14 protein-coding genes and 1 pseudogene are annotated in these 19,963 nt (G+C 66.0%); 12 read left to right on the top strand and 3 right to left on the bottom strand.

All coding sequences use genetic code 11. The annotated features are described in order from the left end of the window. The first annotated feature begins 36 nt into the window (after positions 1–36). Positions 37–1,494, top strand: a complete 1,458-nt coding sequence (locus AB4099_RS16040) for a HAMP domain-containing sensor histidine kinase (RefSeq protein ID WP_441478953.1) — start codon at positions 37–39, stop codon at positions 1,492–1,494. Between the two features lie 16 nt (positions 1,495–1,510). Beyond that, positions 1,511–4,468: a bifunctional [glutamine synthetase] adenylyltransferase/[glutamine synthetase]-adenylyl-L-tyrosine phosphorylase gene (locus AB4099_RS16035; RefSeq protein ID WP_441478780.1), complete on the top strand. Its 2,958-nt coding sequence runs from the start codon at positions 1,511–1,513 to the stop codon at positions 4,466–4,468. A 7-nt stretch (positions 4,469–4,475) separates the two neighbouring features. Here AB4099_RS16035 and AB4099_RS16030 read toward each other — a convergent pair whose 3' ends face one another. From AB4099_RS16030 to AB4099_RS16020, 3 genes are all read right to left on the bottom strand, one after another. Continuing rightward, entirely contained in the window at positions 4,476–6,770 is a 2,295-nt protein-coding gene (locus tag AB4099_RS16030; protein ID WP_441478779.1) for a PAS domain-containing sensor histidine kinase, read from the bottom strand. A gap of 218 nt (positions 6,771–6,988) precedes the next feature. Beyond that, on the bottom strand, positions 6,989–9,634 hold the full coding sequence (gene pepN, locus AB4099_RS16025; protein ID WP_441478778.1) for an aminopeptidase N: 2,646 nt from the start codon (positions 9,632–9,634) through the stop codon (positions 6,989–6,991). Between the two features lie 78 nt (positions 9,635–9,712). Then, a complete protein-coding gene (locus tag AB4099_RS16020; protein WP_441478777.1) occupies positions 9,713–11,131 on the bottom strand; it encodes a cation-efflux pump in 1,419 nt (472 codons plus the stop codon). Positions 11,132–11,240: 109 nt separating this feature from the next. Between AB4099_RS16020 and AB4099_RS16015 the strand changes: the two genes are divergently transcribed. From AB4099_RS16015 to AB4099_RS15970, 10 genes and pseudogenes are all read left to right on the top strand, one after another. Further along, on the top strand, positions 11,241–11,693 hold the full coding sequence (locus tag AB4099_RS16015; RefSeq protein WP_113514643.1) for a VOC family protein: 453 nt from the start codon (positions 11,241–11,243) through the stop codon (positions 11,691–11,693). A gap of 106 nt (positions 11,694–11,799) precedes the next feature. After that, positions 11,800–12,849 (top strand): aldose epimerase family protein, encoded by a 1,050-nt coding sequence (locus tag AB4099_RS16010; protein ID WP_441478776.1) that lies wholly within the window; start codon positions 11,800–11,802, stop codon positions 12,847–12,849. A 5-nt stretch (positions 12,850–12,854) separates the two neighbouring features. Next, positions 12,855–13,753, top strand: a pseudogene (locus AB4099_RS16005) (PfkB family carbohydrate kinase). Positions 13,754–13,842: 89 nt separating this feature from the next. After that, complete coding sequence (locus AB4099_RS16000; protein WP_441478775.1) at positions 13,843–14,733, top strand: urease accessory protein UreD; 891 nt, start codon at positions 13,843–13,845, stop codon at positions 14,731–14,733. Between the two features lie 10 nt (positions 14,734–14,743). After that, positions 14,744–15,058, top strand: a complete 315-nt coding sequence (locus tag AB4099_RS15995) for a hypothetical protein (RefSeq protein ID WP_441478774.1) — start codon at positions 14,744–14,746, stop codon at positions 15,056–15,058. Then, on the top strand, positions 15,055–15,675 hold the full coding sequence (locus AB4099_RS15990; RefSeq protein ID WP_441478773.1) for an urease subunit gamma: 621 nt from the start codon (positions 15,055–15,057) through the stop codon (positions 15,673–15,675). Before AB4099_RS15995 ends, AB4099_RS15990 begins: the two co-directional genes overlap by 4 nt. A 33-nt stretch (positions 15,676–15,708) precedes the next feature. Beyond that, positions 15,709–16,536 (top strand): DUF1003 domain-containing protein, encoded by an 828-nt coding sequence (locus AB4099_RS15985; RefSeq protein WP_441478772.1) that lies wholly within the window; start codon positions 15,709–15,711, stop codon positions 16,534–16,536. A 41-nt stretch (positions 16,537–16,577) separates the two neighbouring features. Next, complete coding sequence (gene ureC, locus AB4099_RS15980; protein ID WP_441478771.1) at positions 16,578–18,314, top strand: urease subunit alpha; 1,737 nt, start codon at positions 16,578–16,580, stop codon at positions 18,312–18,314. Positions 18,315–18,447: 133 nt separating this feature from the next. Beyond that, positions 18,448–19,488 (top strand): ABC transporter substrate-binding protein, encoded by a 1,041-nt coding sequence (locus AB4099_RS15975; protein ID WP_441478770.1) that lies wholly within the window; start codon positions 18,448–18,450, stop codon positions 19,486–19,488. 164 nt (positions 19,489–19,652) lie between these two features. Then, positions 19,653–19,961 carry a putative quinol monooxygenase gene (locus tag AB4099_RS15970; protein ID WP_113514657.1) on the top strand — a complete coding sequence of 103 codons (309 nt, stop codon included), beginning with the start codon at positions 19,653–19,655 and terminating at the stop codon, positions 19,959–19,961. The last annotated feature ends 2 nt before the right edge of the window (positions 19,962–19,963 follow it).

The following is a 19,963-nucleotide window of genomic DNA, read 5'->3' as shown; positions in this document are numbered from 1 at the left end:
GGTGCGCCTCAGGCTCCGAGGAGGAAGCAGCGCTTCCTGCCGAACCTGTTCCGCACCACCGCCTTCAAGCTGACGGCGATCTATCTCGTCATCTTCGCGCTCTTCGCCGGGTTTGTGCTCGGCTATGTCGCCTGGAACGCCAAGCGGCTGCTCGATGACCAGATCCGCTCGACGATCGACGCCGAGATCCAGGGGCTCGCCGAGCAGCAGCGCCTGGGTGGCATAAGGCGCCTCGTCAATATCATCGAGCGGCGCTCGCGCGCGCCGGGCGCTTCGCTTTATCTCGTGACGACGCCGGTCGGCGAGCGTCTGGCCGGAAATGTCGAGGCTCTGCAGCCGGGCGCTCTCGATCTGCCGGGTGAGAGCGAGATCGAATATTCCCGCAGCAGCGACGCGCTCGACTCGCCGAGCCGCGCCATCGTCCGGGTCTTCGTGCTTCCGGCCGGCTTCAGGCTGCTCGTCGGCCGGGACCTCGAGGAACGGGACCGGCTGGGCGTGGTGATCCGGCGGGCGGCCGGCTGGTCGCTCCTGCTCGTCTTCGTGCTGGGCTGCTTCGCGAGCTGGTTTGTGGCGCGGCGCGTGCTCAAGCGCATCGACGACATGACCGATACCGCGCAAACCATCATGGCGGGGGATCTCAAGGGACGGCTCGCGATCTCCGGTACCGGCGACGAGCTGGACCGGCTGGCGCTCAATCTCAATGCCATGCTGGACCGGATCGGCGAGCTGATGTCTGGCATGCAGGAGGTCTCGGACAATATCGCGCATGATCTCAAGACGCCGCTGACACGTCTGCGCAACCGGGCGGAGGAGGCGCTCCGGACCGCCCAGTCGCCGGACGAGCTTCGCGGTGCACTGGATGCGTCCATCGACGAGGCCGACAATCTGATCCGCGTCTTCAATGCGCTGCTGATGATCGCGCGGCTGGAGACGGGGCGGATCAATGACAGCATGGCCGAACTGGATCTCTCGGAAGTCGTCTCGGGGCTCGCCGAGCTCTACGACCCCTTGGCGGAGGAGGCAGGTCTTGAGATCGTCACTGAGGTCACGCCTGACCTGCGCGTATTGGGCAATCGCGAGCTGATCGGACAGGCGCTCGCCAATCTGATCGACAATGCCCTGAAATATGGCAAGCCGACCGGGGACGCCGCTCCCGTCGTGCGCGTTGCCGCAGCGGTGGTCGCGCAACAGATCGAGCTCTCCGTGACCGATAATGGGCCAGGTATTCCCGAGGCCGACCGCGGCCGCGTTCTCGAGCGCTTCGTCAGGCTCGACCAGAGCCGCAGCAAGCCCGGCTTCGGGCTCGGCCTCTCACTCGCGGCCGGCGTCGTCCGGCTCCACGGCGGCCAGATCAGGCTCGAAGACAATGCGCCGGGCCTGCGCGTCGTCATGCTGCTGCCGGAAGCTCCGCCCAAGCCTGTGGAAACAGCCGGGGAAGGAGCGCTTCCCGCCTCGACAGCGCAGACGAACCCTGCTGGCCTCCAGTCGGCTTGATCGGCGGGGTTATGCAATGGACGGGCAGCTTTGCGAGAGAATTTCGAGCGCGCCCGTTCTACCGGCGCGGGCCAAGTCCGATGCGCTCATCGCGCATGACCTGATCGATCGTCTGCGGGACGAGAAGGCCGCCCAGGCACTCGCCGCGCATTTCGCGGACTATCCGCGTTCGACCGAACTCGTTGCCGGCCTGCTGGCGCATTCGCCCTTTCTCGCGCAGGTCATGCGGCTTGATCCCGAAGGGCTGCTCGCCTCGTTGACCTTGCAGCCGGAAGCGCGGCGGGACGCCCTGCTCGGTGATATCCAGGCTCTGGGTGCCGCCGCCGAATGCGAGACCGGCGAACTGATGCGCGGCTTGCGGCGCTTTCGCCAGGCCATGGCGCTGCTCGTGGCGCTCGCCGATATCGGCGGCCTCTGGGACGTCGAGACGGTGACGGCGGCCTTGACCGCGACGGCTGACATGGCGGTGCGGCTGGCGGTTGCGCATGCGTTGCGGCAAGCGGCCGACCTCGGTCGGATTACGCTGGCCGATCCAGCCAACCCAGGCCCGGGGTCGGGGCTCGTCGTGCTCGCGCTCGGAAAGCACGGCGCCGGCGAGCTGAATTACTCCTCTGACATCGATATCGTCGTCTTCTTCGATCCCGAAGCGGCCGAGGCTGCGGGCGTCGCCGAGCCGTCGAGTTTCTTCGTCAAGCTGACGCAACAGATCGCCCGGATCATCCAGGAACGGACCCCGGACGGCTATGTCTTCCGCGTCGATCTCAGGCTCCGGCCCGATCCCGGCTCGACCCATGTCGCCGTCGCGCTGCCGACCGCCTATTCCTACTATGAGACCGTCGGTCAGAACTGGGAACGGGCGGCGATGATCAAGGCGCGTCCCGTGGCGGGCGACCTCGAACTCGGCCACCGCTTCATCCGCGATCTCGCCCCTTTCATCTGGCGCAAATATTTCGATTTCGCCGCGATCGCCGACATCCATGCGATGAAGCGCCAGATTCAGACGGTGAAGGGCCACGAGACCGTTGCGGTCGCGGGCCATAACGTGAAGCTCGGGCGCGGTGGCATCCGCGAGATCGAGTTCTTCGTGCAGACACAGCAACTCGTCTTCGGCGGCAGGCGTCCGGCTTTGCGCGGCGCGCGGACGCTCGACATGCTGGCCGAACTGACCCGCGAAGGCTGGATCACGCCCCAGGCGCGCGACGAACTCGGCGAATCCTATCGCTTCCTGCGCACGATCGAGCACCGCCTGCAGATGCGCAATGATGAGCAGACCCAGACGTTGCCGACGCAGAAGGCCGATCTCGAGGCTTTTGCCCGTTTCTGCGGATATCCCTCGACGACTGCTTTCGGCAAGGCGCTGACGGCTCATGCCAAGCGCGTCGAAGGCCATTATGGGCTGTTGTTCGAGGAAGGACCGAGCCTGGCGAGCGAGGCCGGCACATTGAGCTTCACCGGCACCGAGCTCGATCCCGACACGCTGGAAACGCTGGGAAAGCTCGGCTTCCGCGCCCCGAAAACCGTGGCGGAGACCGTGCGCGGTTGGCATTTCGGCCGCCGTGCCGCCGTCACCAGCGCCCGCGCCCGTGAGGTGTTGACCGAGCTGACGCCGGCGCTGCTCGTGGCGCTGGGCCGCACGGCCGATCCCGATGGTGCGCTCGCCCATCTCGACAACGCCTTCGTGCGGATGCCGGCGGCCGTCGAGCTGCTGACTCTGCTGCGTTCGCATGGCTCGCTCTTGACGATCTTCGCCGAGATTCTGGGCAGCGCGCCCCGCCTGGCCAAGGTCGCTGCCCTGCATCCGCATGTGCTCGACGGTGTCATCGACCCGGCCTTCACCTCATCCGTCCTCGATGGCGAGGCGGTCGTGCGGCGCATTCGCGCCGCGGTCGGCACGCCGCCGCCCAGTGTGGAAGACGGGCTCGATCGACTGCGCGATGCGGCCCGGCAGGAGAACTTCCTCGTCGGGGCGCGGCTGCTTTCGGGCGTCTATTCTGCCCAGCAGGCGGGTCAGGCTTATTGTGCGGTCGCCGAAGCCTGCCTGGGCGTTGCCTTCGACGACACCAAGACGGCCTTCGCCGAGGACCATGGCGTGGTCGAGGGGGCGGAGACCGTGGTCCTCGGGCTCGGACGGCTCGGGGCGGGCGAGCTGACGCCGTCCTCCGATCTCGACCTGATCCTGCTCTATGACCGACCGGCTGCAGCGGAGGCCAGCGCCGGGCGAAAGTCGCTCGATCCGGTGACCTGGCATATCCGCTTCACCCAGCGCCTCGTTGCTGCCCTGACGGTGCCGACGCGGCGTGGCACGCTCTATCAGGTCGACATGCGGTTGCGGCCCTCCGGCAACAAGAGCCCGGCCGCAACCCAGTTCGCCGGCTTCGAGGCCTATCACAACGGCGAAGCCGAGATCTGGGAGGAAATGGCGTTGACGCGTGCCCGCGTCATCACCGGCGATGCTGGGCTTGCACATCGTGCCGAGGCGGCGATCGCGGCTATCCTGGGCCGCAGGCGCGAGCCGGCCAAGGTCGCTGCGGCGGTTGCCGACATGCGGGCACTGATCGCCAGGGAGAAGGGTGAAAGCGATCCATGGGATCTCAAGCTCGCTGCAGGCGGACTGACGGATCTGGATTTCCTGGCGCAGTTCCTGATCCTGGCTCACGCCAGCGCTCACCCCGGGCTTCTGGTGCGCGATACCGCGTCGGTCTTCGTCGCTGCGCGCGAAGCTGGGCTGCTGGCACAAGGTGATGCCTCGGTTCTCGCGGAGGCGCATCGCCTGATCGGCGACGTGCAACTCTGGCAGCGCTTCACCGTTGAGGAGGCTTTCGATCCGAAGGCGGTGCCGGAGCGTGTGCTGCGCCGGATCGCGACGGCCGTCGGCCGGCCGGATGCCAAGGTGCTGCGCGCAGAACTGGACGAAACGCGGAGCGCCGTGCGCGGGATCTTCAAGCGGGTACTGGGCGCAGCCCGTCAGGGCTGAGGGAGCCTTACGCAGCCTGAGCGTTGATCCGCCCGGCGCCCCCGTTCAGGGGCAGGTGCACCATCACGATCGTGCCGGCGCCGCTGGTCGAACGCAGGCGTAGCGAGCCGCCATGGAGCTCCGTCAGCGACCGGGCAATGGCGAGACCGAGACCGGAGCCGCCATGGCTGCGGATCAACTCGCCCTCGACCTGCTCGAAGGGCCGGCCGATGCGGTCGATCTTCTCCTTCGGAATACCGATGCCGGTATCCTCGACATAGATGTTGAGCGCGTCCGGTACCTGCCGCGTGCGGATGGCGACGCGCCCACCGGTGGGGGTGAACTTGATCGCGTTGTCGAGCAGGTTCTGGAGAATCTGGTAGAGCGCATGCGGATCGGCGACGAGGTGCAGGTTCTTGGCCCCCTCGACGGTCAGGGTGAGGTCCTTGCGCGCGATCTGGTCCTGGGCCTCATGCACAGCCTCGGCCACGACGAGGTCGACTGCGACATCGGAGGCTTCCAGCCGGCGCTTGCCGGATTCCAGCCGCGACATGTCGAGGATGTCGTTGATGACGCTGAGCAGATAGCCGCCGCTGGTCCGGATGTCGCGCACATACTCGACATAGCGTTCGCTGCCGAGGGCACCGAACATCCCGTTCTCCATGATCTCGGAGAAGCCGATGATGGCGTTGAGCGGCGTGCGCAGCTCGTGGCTCATATTCGCCAGGAATTCCGACTTGGCGCGGTTGGCGCTCTCGGCGGCAGCCTTCTGCTCGAGATAGCGCTCGGCGAGGTCGGCGAGTTGCTGCGCTTGCGCTTCGAGCTTCTGGCGTGAGGCCTTGAGATTGGTGACATGCATCAGGAGTTCGTGCTCGGACTGCGTGAGCCGCTCTTCCTGCTGCTTCAGCGTGGTGATGTCGGTGCCGACCGAAACCGAGCCGCCATCCTTCGTGCGGCGTCCGTTGATCTGGAGCCAACGGCCGTCAGAGAGGCGCGCCTCATAGGAGGTGCCGTTCTCGCGGGAGTGGCGGGTCGGCTCGCGGTCGATATTGGGTTGGGCGCTGAGGCTCATCACTTCTTCGTGGCTGACGCCCCGGTGGACGGCTTCGGCGGAAAGCTGGTGCAACTGCTGGTATTTAGCGTTGCAGAGTACGAGACGATTATCCGCGTCCCAGAGCACGAAGGCTTCCGAGATGGCCTCGACGGCGTCGCGCAGGCGGGCATCGGCTGTCGCGGTCTGCTCGGCCATGCGGCGTTGCTCGGAGATGTCGACGGCGATACCGACGAGGTGCTGCGATTGGGTGCGCCGGTCGGTGACCAGCTCGGCGCGGGCCTTGAGCCAGACCCAGCCGCCATTGACGTCGCGAACCCGGAATTCCTGGTCGAGATGGTCGGCCTCGCCGCGGCTGATGGCGTCGGCGAGCGCGTAGAGATCGACGTCGGCAGGATGGATGAAGGCATTGACCTCGCCGAAGGACATGAAGTCGCCGGCGCGGTCATAGCCGAGCATCGCATACATCGAGTCCGACCAGTAGATGCGGCCGCGCGCGAGGTCCCAGTCCCAGAGGCCGCAATGGCCGCGGTTGAGCGCGGTATCGATACGCTCGCGCACGCAGTCGCAATCCTCGTCGGCAGCACGGGCGCGCTTCGACTGCATCAGGAAGGCGACGGTCAGCGCGGCAAGGACCAGCGCTGCCGAGCCGAACAGGATGGTGAGCGCGCGACTGCGCTCATTCCAGAGTGACAGCACGCGCGAGGCGGGCTGCAGCACCGCAACCTGGCCGAGCGGGGCGGCGAGGTTGCGGACGGTCGCGAAGGTCTCCAGGCCGCCTGGGAGGACGATCTTCATGACGCCGGCCCGGTCGCCGAATACGGTCAGCGGCTGGGTCTGGCCCAGGAAGTCGACCAGCGTGCGCCGGGCCTGTCCGATCATGGGCTCGCTGGCGATGACCTGACCGCTGGCATCGCTGATATGGACGAGGCGGCCGTGCGAGGACAGGTGCTTGGTCGCAAGTGCAGCAAGAACAGTTGCAGGTGCCGTATCGAGCTTTGTCGCGATATCGAGTTCTCGCGCGATCAGTGATGCGACGAGGTCGAGATCAGATATCGCATCCGACAATGCATCGTCGCGCATCGCGGATGTCTGGATATAGGCGCCGGCACCGAACAGGACGAAAAAGCCGAGGACGAGGGCAGGAATGACTTTGCGAAAGGTCGGCTCAGCCTTCTCAAACCGCTGGTAGAGCGGATGAGTCAGCGATCTTGCGACACCTAGAATCGTGCCTGCGCGCGTTGCCGCGCAGGTCGCGTTCGCACGCGCCATGCCCGTCCCCCTTCGGATAACAGTACCGTCAGTAAGATCGGGAGACGTGCCGCATCCCCTCGAATCACCGCCAGTTGAATCCGACCGAATCGGTTTGTCTAGCTTTGAGTTGAATCAGGGCCTCAGAATTCACCCTATGGTTGTAGTAATTCATAGAATGAATCTTGTGCGGGTAATAAATCGTTAATGAACTGGACAGGCGGTGCGCGCCCCGCCTCTCAGGCGAGTGCGCGCTCCGCGATATCGGCGACATCCCGCGACAGATTGGGGGTGCGCGACACCATGGTGAGGGCCGCCTGAGCGAGGGCGCGACGGCCCGGCTCCAGCGTGCGCCAGGTCTTGAAGGAACCGAGCAGGCGCGAGGCGATCTGGGGATTGGTCCGATCGAGCGCGATCACGATATCCGCGACGAAATCATAGCCTGCGCCATCGGGTCGGTTGAACTGCGTCAGGTTGGCGGCAAAGCCGCCAATGAGCGAACGGACGCGGTTCGGGTTGCCGAGAGAGAAGGTCGGGTGCCGCATCAGGTCCTTGACGCGGTCGAGCGTGCCGGGCTCGGCGATGAGGGCCTGCGCCATCAGCCATTTGTCGAGCACGAGCGGTTCAGCCGCATAGCGCTCTCCGAAGCGCCGGATCAGGGCTTCGCGAGCCTCACCCGGGATCAGCGTCATGGCGGCGAGCGCCGCAAGCCGGTCGGTCAGGTTGTCGGCGGCGCTGAACTGGGTGTCAGCGAGGCGCGCGCTGGTTTCGGGGGCGCCGATGGCGAGCAGTCCCAGGGCTTCGTTGCGCAGTGCCCGTCGCCCGGCTGCCGTGGCATCCGGCGAATAGAGGCTCGTCTCGTCAAGCGCGTCGCGCAGGCTCGAAAGCCGGTCGGCCAGGGCGTTGCCGATCTGCGCCGAGAGCGCGCGGTGGGCCGCATGGATCCTGTCGGGATCGACATCCCGACCGATCTCGCGGGCGATATCCGCAGCGGCGGGCAGGCGCAGCACCTGGGCGGCAAAGGCAGGGTCGGCGAGCGCATGATCGCGCAGGAAGGCGTCGAGCGCGCCGGCGATTTCCGTGGCCTTGTCGGCAAGCCCGGCCGCGCTGAGGGCTCCGCGCCCGGCGCTGGTCAACGCGCGCGTCGCGACCGTTTGGAGCGCCTGCCAGCGATTGAAGGAATCGCTGTCTGCGGAGAACAGGCGCAGCAGATCAGCATCGGCAAGATCGAGTTCGAGTCGTGCCGGGGCTGAAAAGCCGCGCAGCAGGGACGGGATCGGCGCCTCGTCCAGGCCCGTGAAGGTCACTGACAGCGAGGGTTGGTCGAGGACGATGAGGCCGTCGCCCGCATAGGCATTCGAGTTGCTGTGGAGCGGCAAGTCGCCGGCCTTGCCGACGAGGCCGAGCGCGATCGGCAGCGCCACCGGCGCTTTCTGGGGCTGGCCGGGCGTCGGCGGCGTGCTCTGGGCGAGGTCGAGCGTATAGCTCCTTGTGGCAGCATCGTAGCGGCCGGAGGCGACGATCGTTGGGGTGCCCGCCTGTTCGTACCAGCGAGCGAAATGGCTGAGATCCTGGCCCGAACTCTCGGCGAAACAGGCCAGAAATTCCTCGATCGTCGCGGCAGTGCCGTCGCAGCGCTCGAAATAGAGATCCATGCCGCGCTTGAAGGCCTCGTCGCCGATCAGGACCTTCAGCATGCGGATCACCTCCGCGCCCTTCTCATAGACGGTCGGCGTGTAGAAGTTGTTGATTTCCTTATAGGCGCGCGGCCTGACGGGGTGGGCGAGGGGCCCCGCATCCTCGGAGAACTGGGTTGCGCGCAGGGTCCGCACATCGGCGATGCGCTTCACCGGGCGGGAGCGCTCGTCGGAGGAGAATTCCTGGTCGCGGAAGACGGTGAGCCCTTCCTTCAGGCATAGCTGAAACCAGTCGCGGCAGGTGATGCGGTTGCCGGTCCAGTTGTGAAAATACTCGTGCGCGATGATCGCCTCGATGCTGGCATAATCGCCATCGCTGGCGGTCTGCGGATCGGCCAGCACATATTTGTCGTTGAAGATGTTGAGGCCCTTGTTCTCCATCGCGCCCATGTTGAAATCCGACACGGCGACGACGTTGAACACGTCGAGATCATAATTCCGGCCGAAGACGCGCTCGTCCCAGCGCATGCAGCGCACCAGCGAGTCCAGTGCCCAGCCGGCGCGGCTGCTCTTGCCGGGCTCGACATAGACGGCGAGCTCGACCTTGCGGCCATCGGCGGTGACATAATCCTCGCGGACATGATCGAGCGTGCCGCCGACCAGGGCAAACAGATAGGCGGGCTTGGGATGGGGGTCGTGCCAGACCGCGAAATGCCGGTCGGTGCCGGCGACATCCCCGGTCGCGACCCGGTTGCCGTTCGAGAGCAGGACGGGAGCCTCGGCCTTCTTCGCCTCCAGACGCACGGTGTAGACCGACATCACGTCGGGGCGGTCGAGGAAATAGGTGATCCTGCGGAAGCCATCCGCTTCGCACTGGGTGCAGTAGACGTTGGACGAGCGATAGAGCCCCATCAGCTTGGTGTTGGCCGAGGGGTTCAGCACCGTCTCGATCGTGAGGGTGAAGCCGCGCCGAGGTGGCGCGAGCACGGTCAATCCCTGCGGCGTGGCGCTGTAGGCCGCCTCATCCAGCGTCGTTCCATCGAGCTTGAGCGAGACCAGCGTGAGTTCGTCCCCGTCGAGGACCAGTGGCGATCCTGGCTGGCCCGCCGGATTCGGCCTGAGGCCAAGCTGGGCCCGCACCTTCGTTTCATGCGCATCGAGAACGAAGTCGAGATCGACCGTATCGATCAGCCAGTCGGAGGGACGATAATCCTCGAGACGGATCAGGGGGGTATCTTCGGCGCGCATGGACAACCCTGGCGAAAACGACATCTGAGCCTTGTCTGTAGCCCGAGCCCCCTTCCGCTGAAAGTCCGTGTGCGCTGATCAGGCAGGCTGGCGCAGATGCGCAGGCTCGGCATGGCTGACCAGCCGGCAGACCTGCGGGCGCGCGATCCGGACGGCGCGCTCGATCGCGTCAACCGCAGCATGGACTGCCGCGACATCGAGCGCCGGATCGACGCGGCAGTGATAGTTCACCACGAGACCGTTCGGGGTCTGGCGGACGCGGACGCTGTGGATGTCGTGGATCGGGCCGTCGAGTCCCGCGGCCTCCTTGGCAAGCGCCTTGCCGATATCCTCCACCGCGTCCCAGGCGGCATTGTGGCCCGGCGGCGTGCCGGTTTCCATGGGCTCGATATGGGTCTCGACCTCCGTCTCGCCGCCGAACTCGGCGCGGATCGCGGTCTCGAGCCGCGTCGCGATCTCATGCGCCTCACCGAGCGGCAGCCGGGAATCGACCTCCATATCGAGGCTGACCGAGAGCCGGTCGCCGATGCTGTGCACCGTGACGTGATGTACCGGGATCTTGAGCTTGAGCGCGATCAGCAGAACCCGTTCGAGCGCGGTTTCGTCATCGACCTGGATCGGGTTGGCGGTGACGGTGATCTCGGCTCCCGGCTCGACCTCGCGCAACGCCAGCACGAGCGCGTCCTTGATGGCGACGACACGGTCGAGCGGGAGCGTCCGCGAGACGCGAATCCCGATCTCGCCATGGGTCTGGCCGCCCGAGGGCCGAACCTTCAGCCATTCCACGGCGACGACGCCGGGCACAGCCCCGGCTGCGGCGCTCAGGCGCTCGCTCAGCCCGGCGGGGGCAGCGTCGAGCAATGTATTGATCGTGCGGCGCCCGAGCTTGAAGGCGGAATAGGCCATGAAGGCTGCGATCGCGAAGGCGGCGATCGTGTCGGCCCGCCCGAAGCCCAACCAGGCGGCGATGAGGCCGACGAGAACCAGGGCTGAGCCGACGAAATCCGCCGAAAAATGCGTCGCCTCGGCGGCCAGGGCCTCGCTGCCCGTTTCCGCCGCGACCTTGCGCAGCGAGTGCCAGCGGATCGCGTCGACGATCATGGAAAACAGGATGACGCCGAGCACGATGGGCGTGACGGTAACGGCGTCGACCGTACCGCTCCACAGTCGGCTGATCGCTTCCCAGAGGATCGCGCCGGCCAGCGTAAAGAGGATCGCGGTCTCGACCAGCGCTGCCAGCGCCTCGACCTTGCCATGGCCATAGTGGTGCTCCGCGTCGGCCGGCTTGTCGGCCGCGCGCACCGCGAACCAGGTGAACAGCGTCGAGCCAATATCGATCAGCCCCTGCAAGGCGTCGGTCAGCAGGGCGAGCGAGCCGGAGAGGATCGCGGCGATGCCCTTGGCTCCGGTCAGCAGGAGCGTCGCCATCACCGACAGCAAGGCAGCACGCTGCTTGATGCTGGAAATTGTTGCGGCGTCGGGGCGTTTCGTGTCCACGTCTTGCGTTCTCGTCATGGCCCGCCTCGCGCGCCGCCTCTTGGAAAGCAGAGCGTCTGGCCCGATTTAGGAGCGAGATCAACCCGGCCGAACAAGGGGAGCCCCAAGCATGCGATATCTCCACACCATGGTGCGTGTCACCGATCTCGACGCGTCGCTCGAATTCTACGTGAACACGTTCGGCCTTGTCGAAACCCGCCGCATCGAAAATGAGAAGGGACGCTTCACGCTGGTCTTCCTGGCTGCGCCCGATGACGCCGCCGACGCCAAGGGCGCCGAAGGCAGCCGCGGCCGCCCCACACTGGAACTGACCTATAACTGGGACCCGGAATCTTATACCGGCGGCCGTAATTTCGGTCACCTCGCCTATGAGGTCGACGATATCTACGCGACCTGCGACAAGCTGATGAAGGCGGGCGTCACGATCAACCGCCCTCCGCGCGACGGAAACATGGCTTTCGTCCGGTCGCCCGACAACATCTCGATCGAGCTTCTGCAGAAGGGCCCCGCCAAGGCGCCGGCCGAGCCGTGGGCGAGCATGCCGAATACCGGGGTATGGTAAGGACGTAGGCGCCGGGCCCAAACGCCCGGACGTTGAGCGCGGCGATGAAATCGGGCACGAGAGAGCGCGGCTTCGGCCGCGTTTCCTTGCCGGTGGTGTGATGCCCATGACCAAGCCTGCTCTCGCTGCGACCCTTCAGGACGGCACGCCGATCCACGACATCGTGCTTCGCTCGCCAGGTGGGGCCGAGGCGCGTGTCATGGACTGGGGTGCGACGCTGCGCGATCTCAGCGTAGCGCTGCCGAGCGGCGAGACGCAGCGTGTCGTACTCGGGCTCGCGGATGCGGCCGATTATCCCCAGCACGCCTCGCATATGGGCGCGATCGCCGGACGCTTCGCCAACCGTATCGGCGGCGGGCGCTTCACACTCGACGGCAAGACCTATCATTTGCCTCTGAACGAGAACGGCCGGCATTCGCTGCATGGCGGCGGGCAGGGATTTGGCAAGCGGCCCTGGACGATCCTGCATCATGACGTGGCAAGCGTGACGCTGGCCTTGGTCTCGCCCGACGGCGATGCCGGCTATCCCGGTGCGCTGAACCTCTGGTGTCGCTACAGCTTGGTCGGGGCAGCGACGTTGCGCATCGAACTCACCGCCACCACCGATGCGCCGACGATCGTCAATCTCGCGCATCACTCCTATTTCAAGCTCGATGATGGTCCCGACATTCTTGACCACGAGCTGGAGGTCCGCGCCAATCTGATGACGCCGGTCGATGCCGACCTGATCCCGGACGGATCGCTCGCTCCGGTCGCCGGCACGCCCTTCGACTTCCGCAAGCCGCGCGCGATCGGCTTCACAAACCCCGACGGCACGCGCGTCTGGTTCGATCACGACTATGTCCTGCTTCGCGACCGGTGCGAGCCGAGCGTGCTCGCCGGGCTGACGCTCGCCCATGCCGCGACCTTGCGCTCGCTGCGCAGCGGGCTCGCCATGCAACTCTGGACGACGGAGCCGGCGCTCCAGGTCTATGACGGCGCCAAGCTCAACACCTCCGTGGCGGGGCTCGATGGCCAGCCCTATGGTCCAAATGCCGGCATCGCGCTGGAGCCCCAGCACGTGCCGGACTCACCCAATCTGCCGCATTTTCCCACGACCGTGCTGCGTCCCGGCGAGGTCTACCGGCAGGTCAGCGAATATCGCTTCAGCGGTTGAAATCCATGGCAGGCGTCTTCAGTCTCGGCATCGCAACCCTCGACTATGTCTACAGCGTCGAGACCATGCCGACGCGCGGCGAGAAATACCGCTCACGCGATCTGGCCGTGGTCGGCGGCGGCTGCGCCGGCAATGCCTCGGTCGCTATTGCGCGGCTGGGTGGTCGATCCTGGCTGGCGACCCGGCTCGCGGACGATCGTGTCGGCGACGAGATCGTGGCTGAGCTCGGAGGCGAGGGGGTCGATACCCGCTTTGCCTTGCGCGCCGTGGGGCTGCGTTCACCGGTTTCAGCCATTCTTGTCGACGCCGCTGGCGAACGCATGGTCGTCTCCTATTCCGATCCGGCGATGCCGGAGAGCGCCGACTGGCTCCCGAAAACCCTGCCGGATGGGGCGAAGGCCGTGCTCGCCGACACGCGCTGGGGCGAAGGAGCGCTCGCGGCCCTGACGCTCGCGCGCCAGGCCGGAGTTCCAGGCCTGCTCGATGGCGACCGCAGGCCGCCGCATCCCGATCTCGTGGCGACCGCAAGCCATGTCGCCTTCAGCGCCCAGGCGCTGCGGGAGGTCTCGGGGGAGGAGGATCCGCGCCTTGGCCTCGCCCGGATCGCGCAGGGTACAGCGACCTGGCTTGCCGTCACGCTCGGCAAGGAGGGGTGCTCTTCATCGAAAATGGCGAAGTCGCGCATGTGCCGGCCTTCGCGATCGAGACCGTCGACACGCTTGGCGCAGGCGACGTCTGGCATGGGGCCTTTGCGCTGGCGCTGGCCGAGGAACAGGACGAGCGCAGCGCCATCCGCTTCGCCTCGGCGGCCGCTGCGATCAAATGCACGCGCTTTGGTGGTCGCGCCGGCGCGCCGACGCGCGGCGAGGTGATGCGCTTCCTGATCGAAACGGGCCCCGGCTGAAGCGGCGCCCGTGGAACGGGCATCGCCTGCCTGAAATTTGGGCAGCGCTGACGGCGCCGCCTCTTGCCCGTCGAGGCCGCAGGCGGAGAATGGCTGAAGGTTCATTCGCGCCAGGGCCCTTGATGTTCGCGCCGCCGCTCCCGCCCTCCGCCGATCCGCTGTTGCCGGCCTATGTCCGGGCCAATGGCGGCGTGCGCCTGCGGCTCGCCAGGATTGGCGAGGTGACGCGCCGGCTCGAACTCGCGGAGTCCGGCGGCTATCGCGCCCGCTTTCCCGACACGTTTGCTTCAACCTGCGAGGCCGTGCTGATCAACACCGGCGGTGGCATGGCCGGTGGCGACGCGATGCGGGTCGATGCTGTCATCGAGGCGCAAGCCGAGGCGGTCATCACGACGCAGGCGGCCGAAAAGATCTACCGCAGCCAGGGCGATGACACGCGGATCGAGACCAGTCTCTCGGTTGCCGCCGGGGCGAGCCTCGCCTGGCTGCCGCAGGAGAGCATCCTGTTCTCGGGCGCTCGCCTCGCCCGGAATTTGACAATCGATCTTGCCGGTGACGCACGGCTCGTCGCCTGTGAATCGATCGTCTTCGGCCGCACGGCCATGGGCGAGACGATGCAGCGCGGCGCCATTCGCGACCGCTGGCGCATCCGCCGCGACGGCCACCTCGTTTTCGCCGACGCGCTTCACCTCGATGGCGCGGTCGCCGCCACGCTGGAGCGGCCTGCCATTGCCGCAGGCGCGCGGGCCGTCGCAACCGTGATCGCCGCCGGCTCGGGACATCTCGCCGGGCTCGATGAGCTCCGTGCGCTGCTTGCCGAGGATCCCGCCTGTGAGGCAGTCGAGGCCGGGGCCGGGCTTATCTCCGGCCTTCTCGTCATTCGCCTTCTCTCCCGCGATGCCCAGGCGCTCCGTCGCGCCCTCGTCATGCTGCTTCGGCATGTCACGGGGCGTGCGCTGCCGCGCACATGGTCCACGTGAGGAGAGCACCATGCTGGCGATCCAAGGCCTGAAATGCATTTATGACACCGGCTCGCGGGGCTGGGCTGTTGAGCTCGCCCTTGCCGGCGAGGGAGAAACCGTCACGCGTCGCTTCGACGTCGACGGGCCCGATGATGCCGAGATGCTGATCGAGGCCTTCGAGGAATCCACCACGAGCAGCTTCGATCCCGCCACCAGCGAGATCGTATTCGCCTATGAATACGCCGATCTCGACCTCGATGAGGACGAGGCGGAAGACGACGAGGTCGAGGCCTTGGAAGACGAGTCCGAAGAAGACGAGGAAGACGAGAAGGAAAAGGCATGAACCTGACGCCGCGCGAAAAGGACAAGCTGCTCGTCGCCATGGCTGCCATGGTGGCGCGGCGAAGGCTGGAGCGCGGCGTCAAGCTCAACTATCCGGAGGCCGTTGCGCTCATCACCGATTTCGTGGTCGAGGGTGCGCGCGACGGTCGCTTCGTCGCCGAGCTGATGGAGGCCGGCGCCCATGTGATCTCCGCCGACCAGGTCATGGACGGTATCGCCGAGCTGATCCATGACGTGCAGGTCGAGGCGACTTTTCCCGACGGGACCAAGCTCGTCACCGTGCATGAGCCGATCCGCGGCTCGGCGGGGCGGTTGAAGCCCGGCGAAGTGACGACGTTGCCCGGCGACCTCATTCTCAATGAAGGTCGCGAGAGCCTGATGCTCGCCGTGGCCAATACCGGTGACCGGCCGATCCAGATCGGCTCCCACTATCATTTCTTCGAGGCGAATCCCGCGCTCTCCTTTGAACGCGAGAAGGCGAGGGGCTTTCGGCTCGATATTCCCGCGGGAACGGCGGTGCGCTTCGAGCCCGGCCAGACCCGCGAGGTCAGGCTCGTGGCGCTCGGCGGCAAGCGCGAGGTCTATGGCTTCCGGCAGGAGATCATGGGTAAGCTCTAGCGAGACCGATGCCGGTGCGGAGTGAGAGTGCCGATGACCGTGATCGCAGAGAAACCGTCGCAACAACTGGCCGCGAACGGAAAGAAGCGCGGGACCTGCGCCATTTCAGGCGTCGAGACCAGCCGCAAGAACCTCGTCCCGCTTGCCACGCTGCGTCCTTCGCTGGCCGAGCGCATCCAGTCCGACTTCCCGCAGCTTACCGAGCAGAGCCTGATCAGCAAGGCGGAGCTTGCGCGCTACCGCACGCGCTATGTTGAGGAAATCCTGCGCGAGGAGCATGGCGAGTACACGGAGCTGGACCGTGAAGTCGTCGAAAGCATCGCCAAGCAGGACACCATCGCGGCGAATGTCGAGGACGATTTCGAGGAGCATCGCACGGTAGGGCAGCGCCTCTCCGACGGTCTCGCCGGCTTCGGCGGCTCCTGGGCCTTCCTGATCAGCTTTGGCGTCGTGCTGGCGATCTGGATGATGATCAATGTCGTGGAAGGAATGGACAAGGCCTTCGACCCCTATCCCTTCATCCTGCTCAACCTCGTCCTCTCCTGCATCGCGGCGATCCAGGCTCCGATCATCATGATGAGCCAGAAGCGGCAGGAGCAAAAGGACCGTCTGCGCTCGTTCAACGACTATCAGGTCAACCTCAAGGCCGAACTCGAGATCCGCCATCTGCACGAGAAGATCGACCATCTGATCACCCGGCAATGGCAGCGACTGGCCGAGATCCAGCAGGTCCAGCTCGAGATGCTGCAGGAGGAGAGCCTGCGCGCTACCCGCCGCCGCAAGCCCGCGGGTGCGAAGGCCAAGACGAAGCGGCGCGCTGAGGACCGGCAGCCCAAATCGGAGCCGGATGCGTCGGCCTGAGAATTGCTAACACGTCGCAAGAACCGACCAGGGACTTCGAGATGCCCTTTCCCTTCCCGCGCAATGCCTATGCCGCCATGTTCGGCCCCACGACCGGCGATACGGTGCGCCTCGGCGATACCGAACTCGTCATCAAGGTCGAGAAGGATTTCACCACCTATGGCGAGGAGGTGAAGTTCGGCGGCGGCAAGGTCATCCGCGACGGCATGGGCCAGAGTCAGGTCAGCAATACCGCTGGTGCGGTCGACACCGTCATTACCAACGCGCTGATCCTCGACCATTGGGGCATCGTCAAAGCCGATATCGGCATCCGGGCCGGACGCATCTGCGCCATCGGCAAGGCCGGAAATCCAGACATCCAGGACGGGTTCGGGAATTTCGATCCCTCCGAGACCATCGTCGTCGGCCCCGGGACCGAGGTCATCGCGGGCGAAGGCAAGATCATCACCGCCGGCGGCTTCGACAGCCATATCCACTATATCTGTCCGCAGCAGATCGAGGACGCGCTGATGAGCGGCCTCACCACGATGCTGGGCGGCGGCACGGGCCCGGCCCATGGCACGCTCGCGACGACCTGCACGCCCGGCCCCTGGCATCTCGGTCAGATGATCAGGGCGGCCGACGCCTTCCCGATGAACCTCGCCTTTGCCGGCAAGGGCAATGCCGCGCTGCCGGGCGCGTTGACCGAGATGATCGAGGCCGGTGCCTGCGCGCTGAAGCTCCATGAAGACTGGGGCACGACACCAGCCGCGATCGACAATTGCCTCTCCGTCGCCGACGATTACGACATCCAGGTGATGATCCACACCGACACGCTGAACGAGAGCGGTTTCGTCGAGGACACGATCGCGGCCTTCAAGGGCCGCACCATCCACGCCTTCCACACCGAGGGGGCCGGCGGCGGCCATGCGCCGGACATCATGAAGGTGGCGGGCCTGCCCAATGTGCTGCCGTCCTCGACCAACCCGACGCGGCCCTTCACGGTCAACACGCTCGACGAGCATCTCGACATGCTCATGGTCTGCCATCACCTCTCGCCCTCTATCCCCGAGGATCTCGCCTTCGCCGAAAGCCGCATCCGCAAGGAGACGATCGCGGCCGAGGACATCCTGCACGATCTGGGCGCGCTCTCGATGATGTCCTCGGATAGCCAGGCCATGGGGCGCATCGGCGAGGTCGTGACCCGGACCTGGCAGACCGCGCACAAGATGAAGGTGCAGCGCGGCCCGCTGCCGCAGGACGCCGGCACCGGCGCCGATAATTTCCGCGCCAAGCGCTATGTCGCGAAATACACGATCAATCCGGCGATCGCGCATGGCATCTCGCGCCATATCGGCTCGATCGAGATCGGCAAGCTCGCCGATCTCGTGCTCTGGTCGCCGGCCTTCTTCGGCGCCAAGCCCGATCTCGTCCTCAAGGGTGGCATGATCGCGGCGGCGCCCATGGGCGATCCCAACGCCTCGATTCCAACGCCGCAGCCGGTGCATTACCGCCCGATGTTCGGCGCCTTCGGCAAGGCGGTGACCACGACATCGCTGCTCTTCGTCTCGCAGGCCGCAATGGCGAACGGCCTCAAGTCCCGGCTCGGTACGGATAAGGAGATGGTCGCGGTTGAGAACACGCGCGGCGGCATCTCCAAGAAGAGCATGATCCACAACGACGCGACGCCCGACATCCGGATCGATCCGGAAACCTATGCGGTGGTGGCGGATGGCGAGTTGCTGGTTTGCGAACCTGCCAGCGAGCTGCCGCTGGCGCAGCGCTATTTCCTGTTCTGAGCGATTGGTTGGCGTCCTGGGCTGTGGACCGCCTGGGGCCGCGCCGCTTCCGTATTGACTAGCCCGCTCGCGCATCCTTTCTTCGTCGGCAAATGAATTTGTCAGACAGACAAGTTTGCCAGGGAGAGAGCTCGTGTCCGGTTTCCGTTTTGCCCGCCAGGCGTCGTTCTGGCTCGCCAGTGCTGCGCTTCTGGCCTCCCATCAGCCCGCCGCGGCGCAGGGGCAGGTCACGGTCTATTGCTCGATCCTCGAGGAGCAGTGCCGTGAGGGCGCGACGATGTTCGAGCGCGCCACTGGCATCAAGGTCTCGATGGTGCGCAAGAGCACGGGCGAGGTCTATGCGCAGGTCAAGGCGGAAGCCTCCAATCCGCGTGGCGATGTCTGGTGGGGCGGCCCGGGTGAGCCGCATCTGCAGGCCGCGGAGGAGGGACTGCTCGACGAGTATCGTTCGCCCAAGCTCGCCGAGCTGCATGACTGGGCGCAGCGTCATGCCGAGCAGTCGAAATTCCGCACCTCCGGCATTTATCTCGGCGCGCTTGGCGTCGGCTATAACACCGAGATGCTGAAGAAGAAGGGCCTGCCCGAGCCGAAATGCTGGGCGGACCTGCTCGACCCGGCCTATCGCGACGAGGTCCAGATTGCCGATCCGAGCTCGTCCGGCACGGCTTACGTCTTCCTCGCGACCACCGTGCAGCGCCTCGGCGAGGAGAAGGGCTTCGACTATCTCAAGGCCCTGCACAAGAACATCAACCAGTACACCAAGTCCGGCATTGCACCGGTCAAGGCGACGGCGCTGGGCGAGACGGCGATCGGCATCGCCTTCATCCACGACATGCTGACGCAGAAGCTTCAGGGGGCGCCGATCAAGACCGTCGCGCCCTGCGAAGGCACGGGCTACGAGACCGGCTCGGTTTCGATCATCAAGGGCGGCAGGAATGCCGAGGCGGCGCGCCGTTTCATCGATTTCACGCTCTCGCCCGAGGCGCAGAACATCAACGCCAAGCTCAAGATCAACTCCATCCCGTCGAACAGGAACGCCGAACTCTCTCCCGACGCGCCAAAGTTCTCGGAGATCAAGCTGATCGACTACGATACGCCGCGCTGGGGCAGCCCGGCCGAGCGCTCGCGCCTGCTGAAGAAGTTCGACACCGAGGTGAAGGCGCTGCCACGGTAAGGGCGGCGAAATCTGGCTCTCGCCTTCGCAAGCGCATCCCACGCATCCGGACCCTCTGCGCCATTCTGCTGCAGAGGGCGCGGCGGCTGCATCCAGCCGCCCGAAACAGGCGTATTCCCCCTGGGCGCGTGAAGCGCCCCTCAGGCAAGAGAGGAGAATGCGGTATGTCGGATCCGGTTATCGTCATAGCGCGGGCGCGCATCCGCCCCGAAACCCGCGCAGCCTTTGTCGCTGCGGCGCAGGACTGCATCGCCGCGACACGTCGCGAACATGGCTGTCTCGCCTATGACATGCATGAGAGCATCACCGAGCCCGGGTATTTCGTGTCGGTGGAGAGCTGGGAGCAGCGCGAGCATATCGACCGCCACCTGCAGCAGCCGCATCTTCAGGCATTCCTTGAGATCGCGGGGGCTTGCGTCACGACGCCTCCGGTGATCGAAGTGGTCGAGCCGCGATCGGTCGATCGCCTCTGATC

This window comes from Allobosea sp. 2KB_26 (assembly GCF_052115715.1).
Lineage (GTDB): Bacteria > Pseudomonadota > Alphaproteobacteria > Rhizobiales > Beijerinckiaceae > Allobosea.
The sequence above is the reverse complement of the archived record's forward strand: the minus strand, read 5'-3'. Positions and strand labels throughout refer to the sequence as shown.

Bases quoted from the DNA above. Each gene is read 5' to 3' on its own strand.
- AB4099_RS16035 (WP_441478780.1), top strand. From the start codon at position 1,511: ATGGACGGGCAGCTTTGCGAGAGAATTTCGAGCGCGCCCGTTCTACCG.
- AB4099_RS16030 (WP_441478779.1), bottom strand. From the start codon at position 6,770: ATGGCGCGTGCGAACGCGACCTGCGCGGCAACGCGCGCAGGCACGATT.
- pepN (WP_441478778.1), bottom strand. From the start codon at position 9,634: ATGCGCGCCGAAGATACCCCCCTGATCCGTCTCGAGGATTATCGTCCC.
- AB4099_RS16015 (WP_113514643.1), top strand. From the start codon at position 11,241: ATGCGATATCTCCACACCATGGTGCGTGTCACCGATCTCGACGCGTCG.
- AB4099_RS16010 (WP_441478776.1), top strand. From the start codon at position 11,800: ATGACCAAGCCTGCTCTCGCTGCGACCCTTCAGGACGGCACGCCGATC.
- AB4099_RS16000 (WP_441478775.1), top strand. From the start codon at position 13,843: ATGGCTGAAGGTTCATTCGCGCCAGGGCCCTTGATGTTCGCGCCGCCG.
- AB4099_RS15995 (WP_441478774.1), top strand. From the start codon at position 14,744: ATGCTGGCGATCCAAGGCCTGAAATGCATTTATGACACCGGCTCGCGG.
- AB4099_RS15990 (WP_441478773.1), top strand. From the start codon at position 15,055: ATGAACCTGACGCCGCGCGAAAAGGACAAGCTGCTCGTCGCCATGGCT.
- AB4099_RS15985 (WP_441478772.1), top strand. From the start codon at position 15,709: ATGACCGTGATCGCAGAGAAACCGTCGCAACAACTGGCCGCGAACGGA.
- ureC (WP_441478771.1), top strand. From the start codon at position 16,578: ATGCCCTTTCCCTTCCCGCGCAATGCCTATGCCGCCATGTTCGGCCCC.
- AB4099_RS15970 (WP_113514657.1), top strand. From the start codon at position 19,653: ATGTCGGATCCGGTTATCGTCATAGCGCGGGCGCGCATCCGCCCCGAA.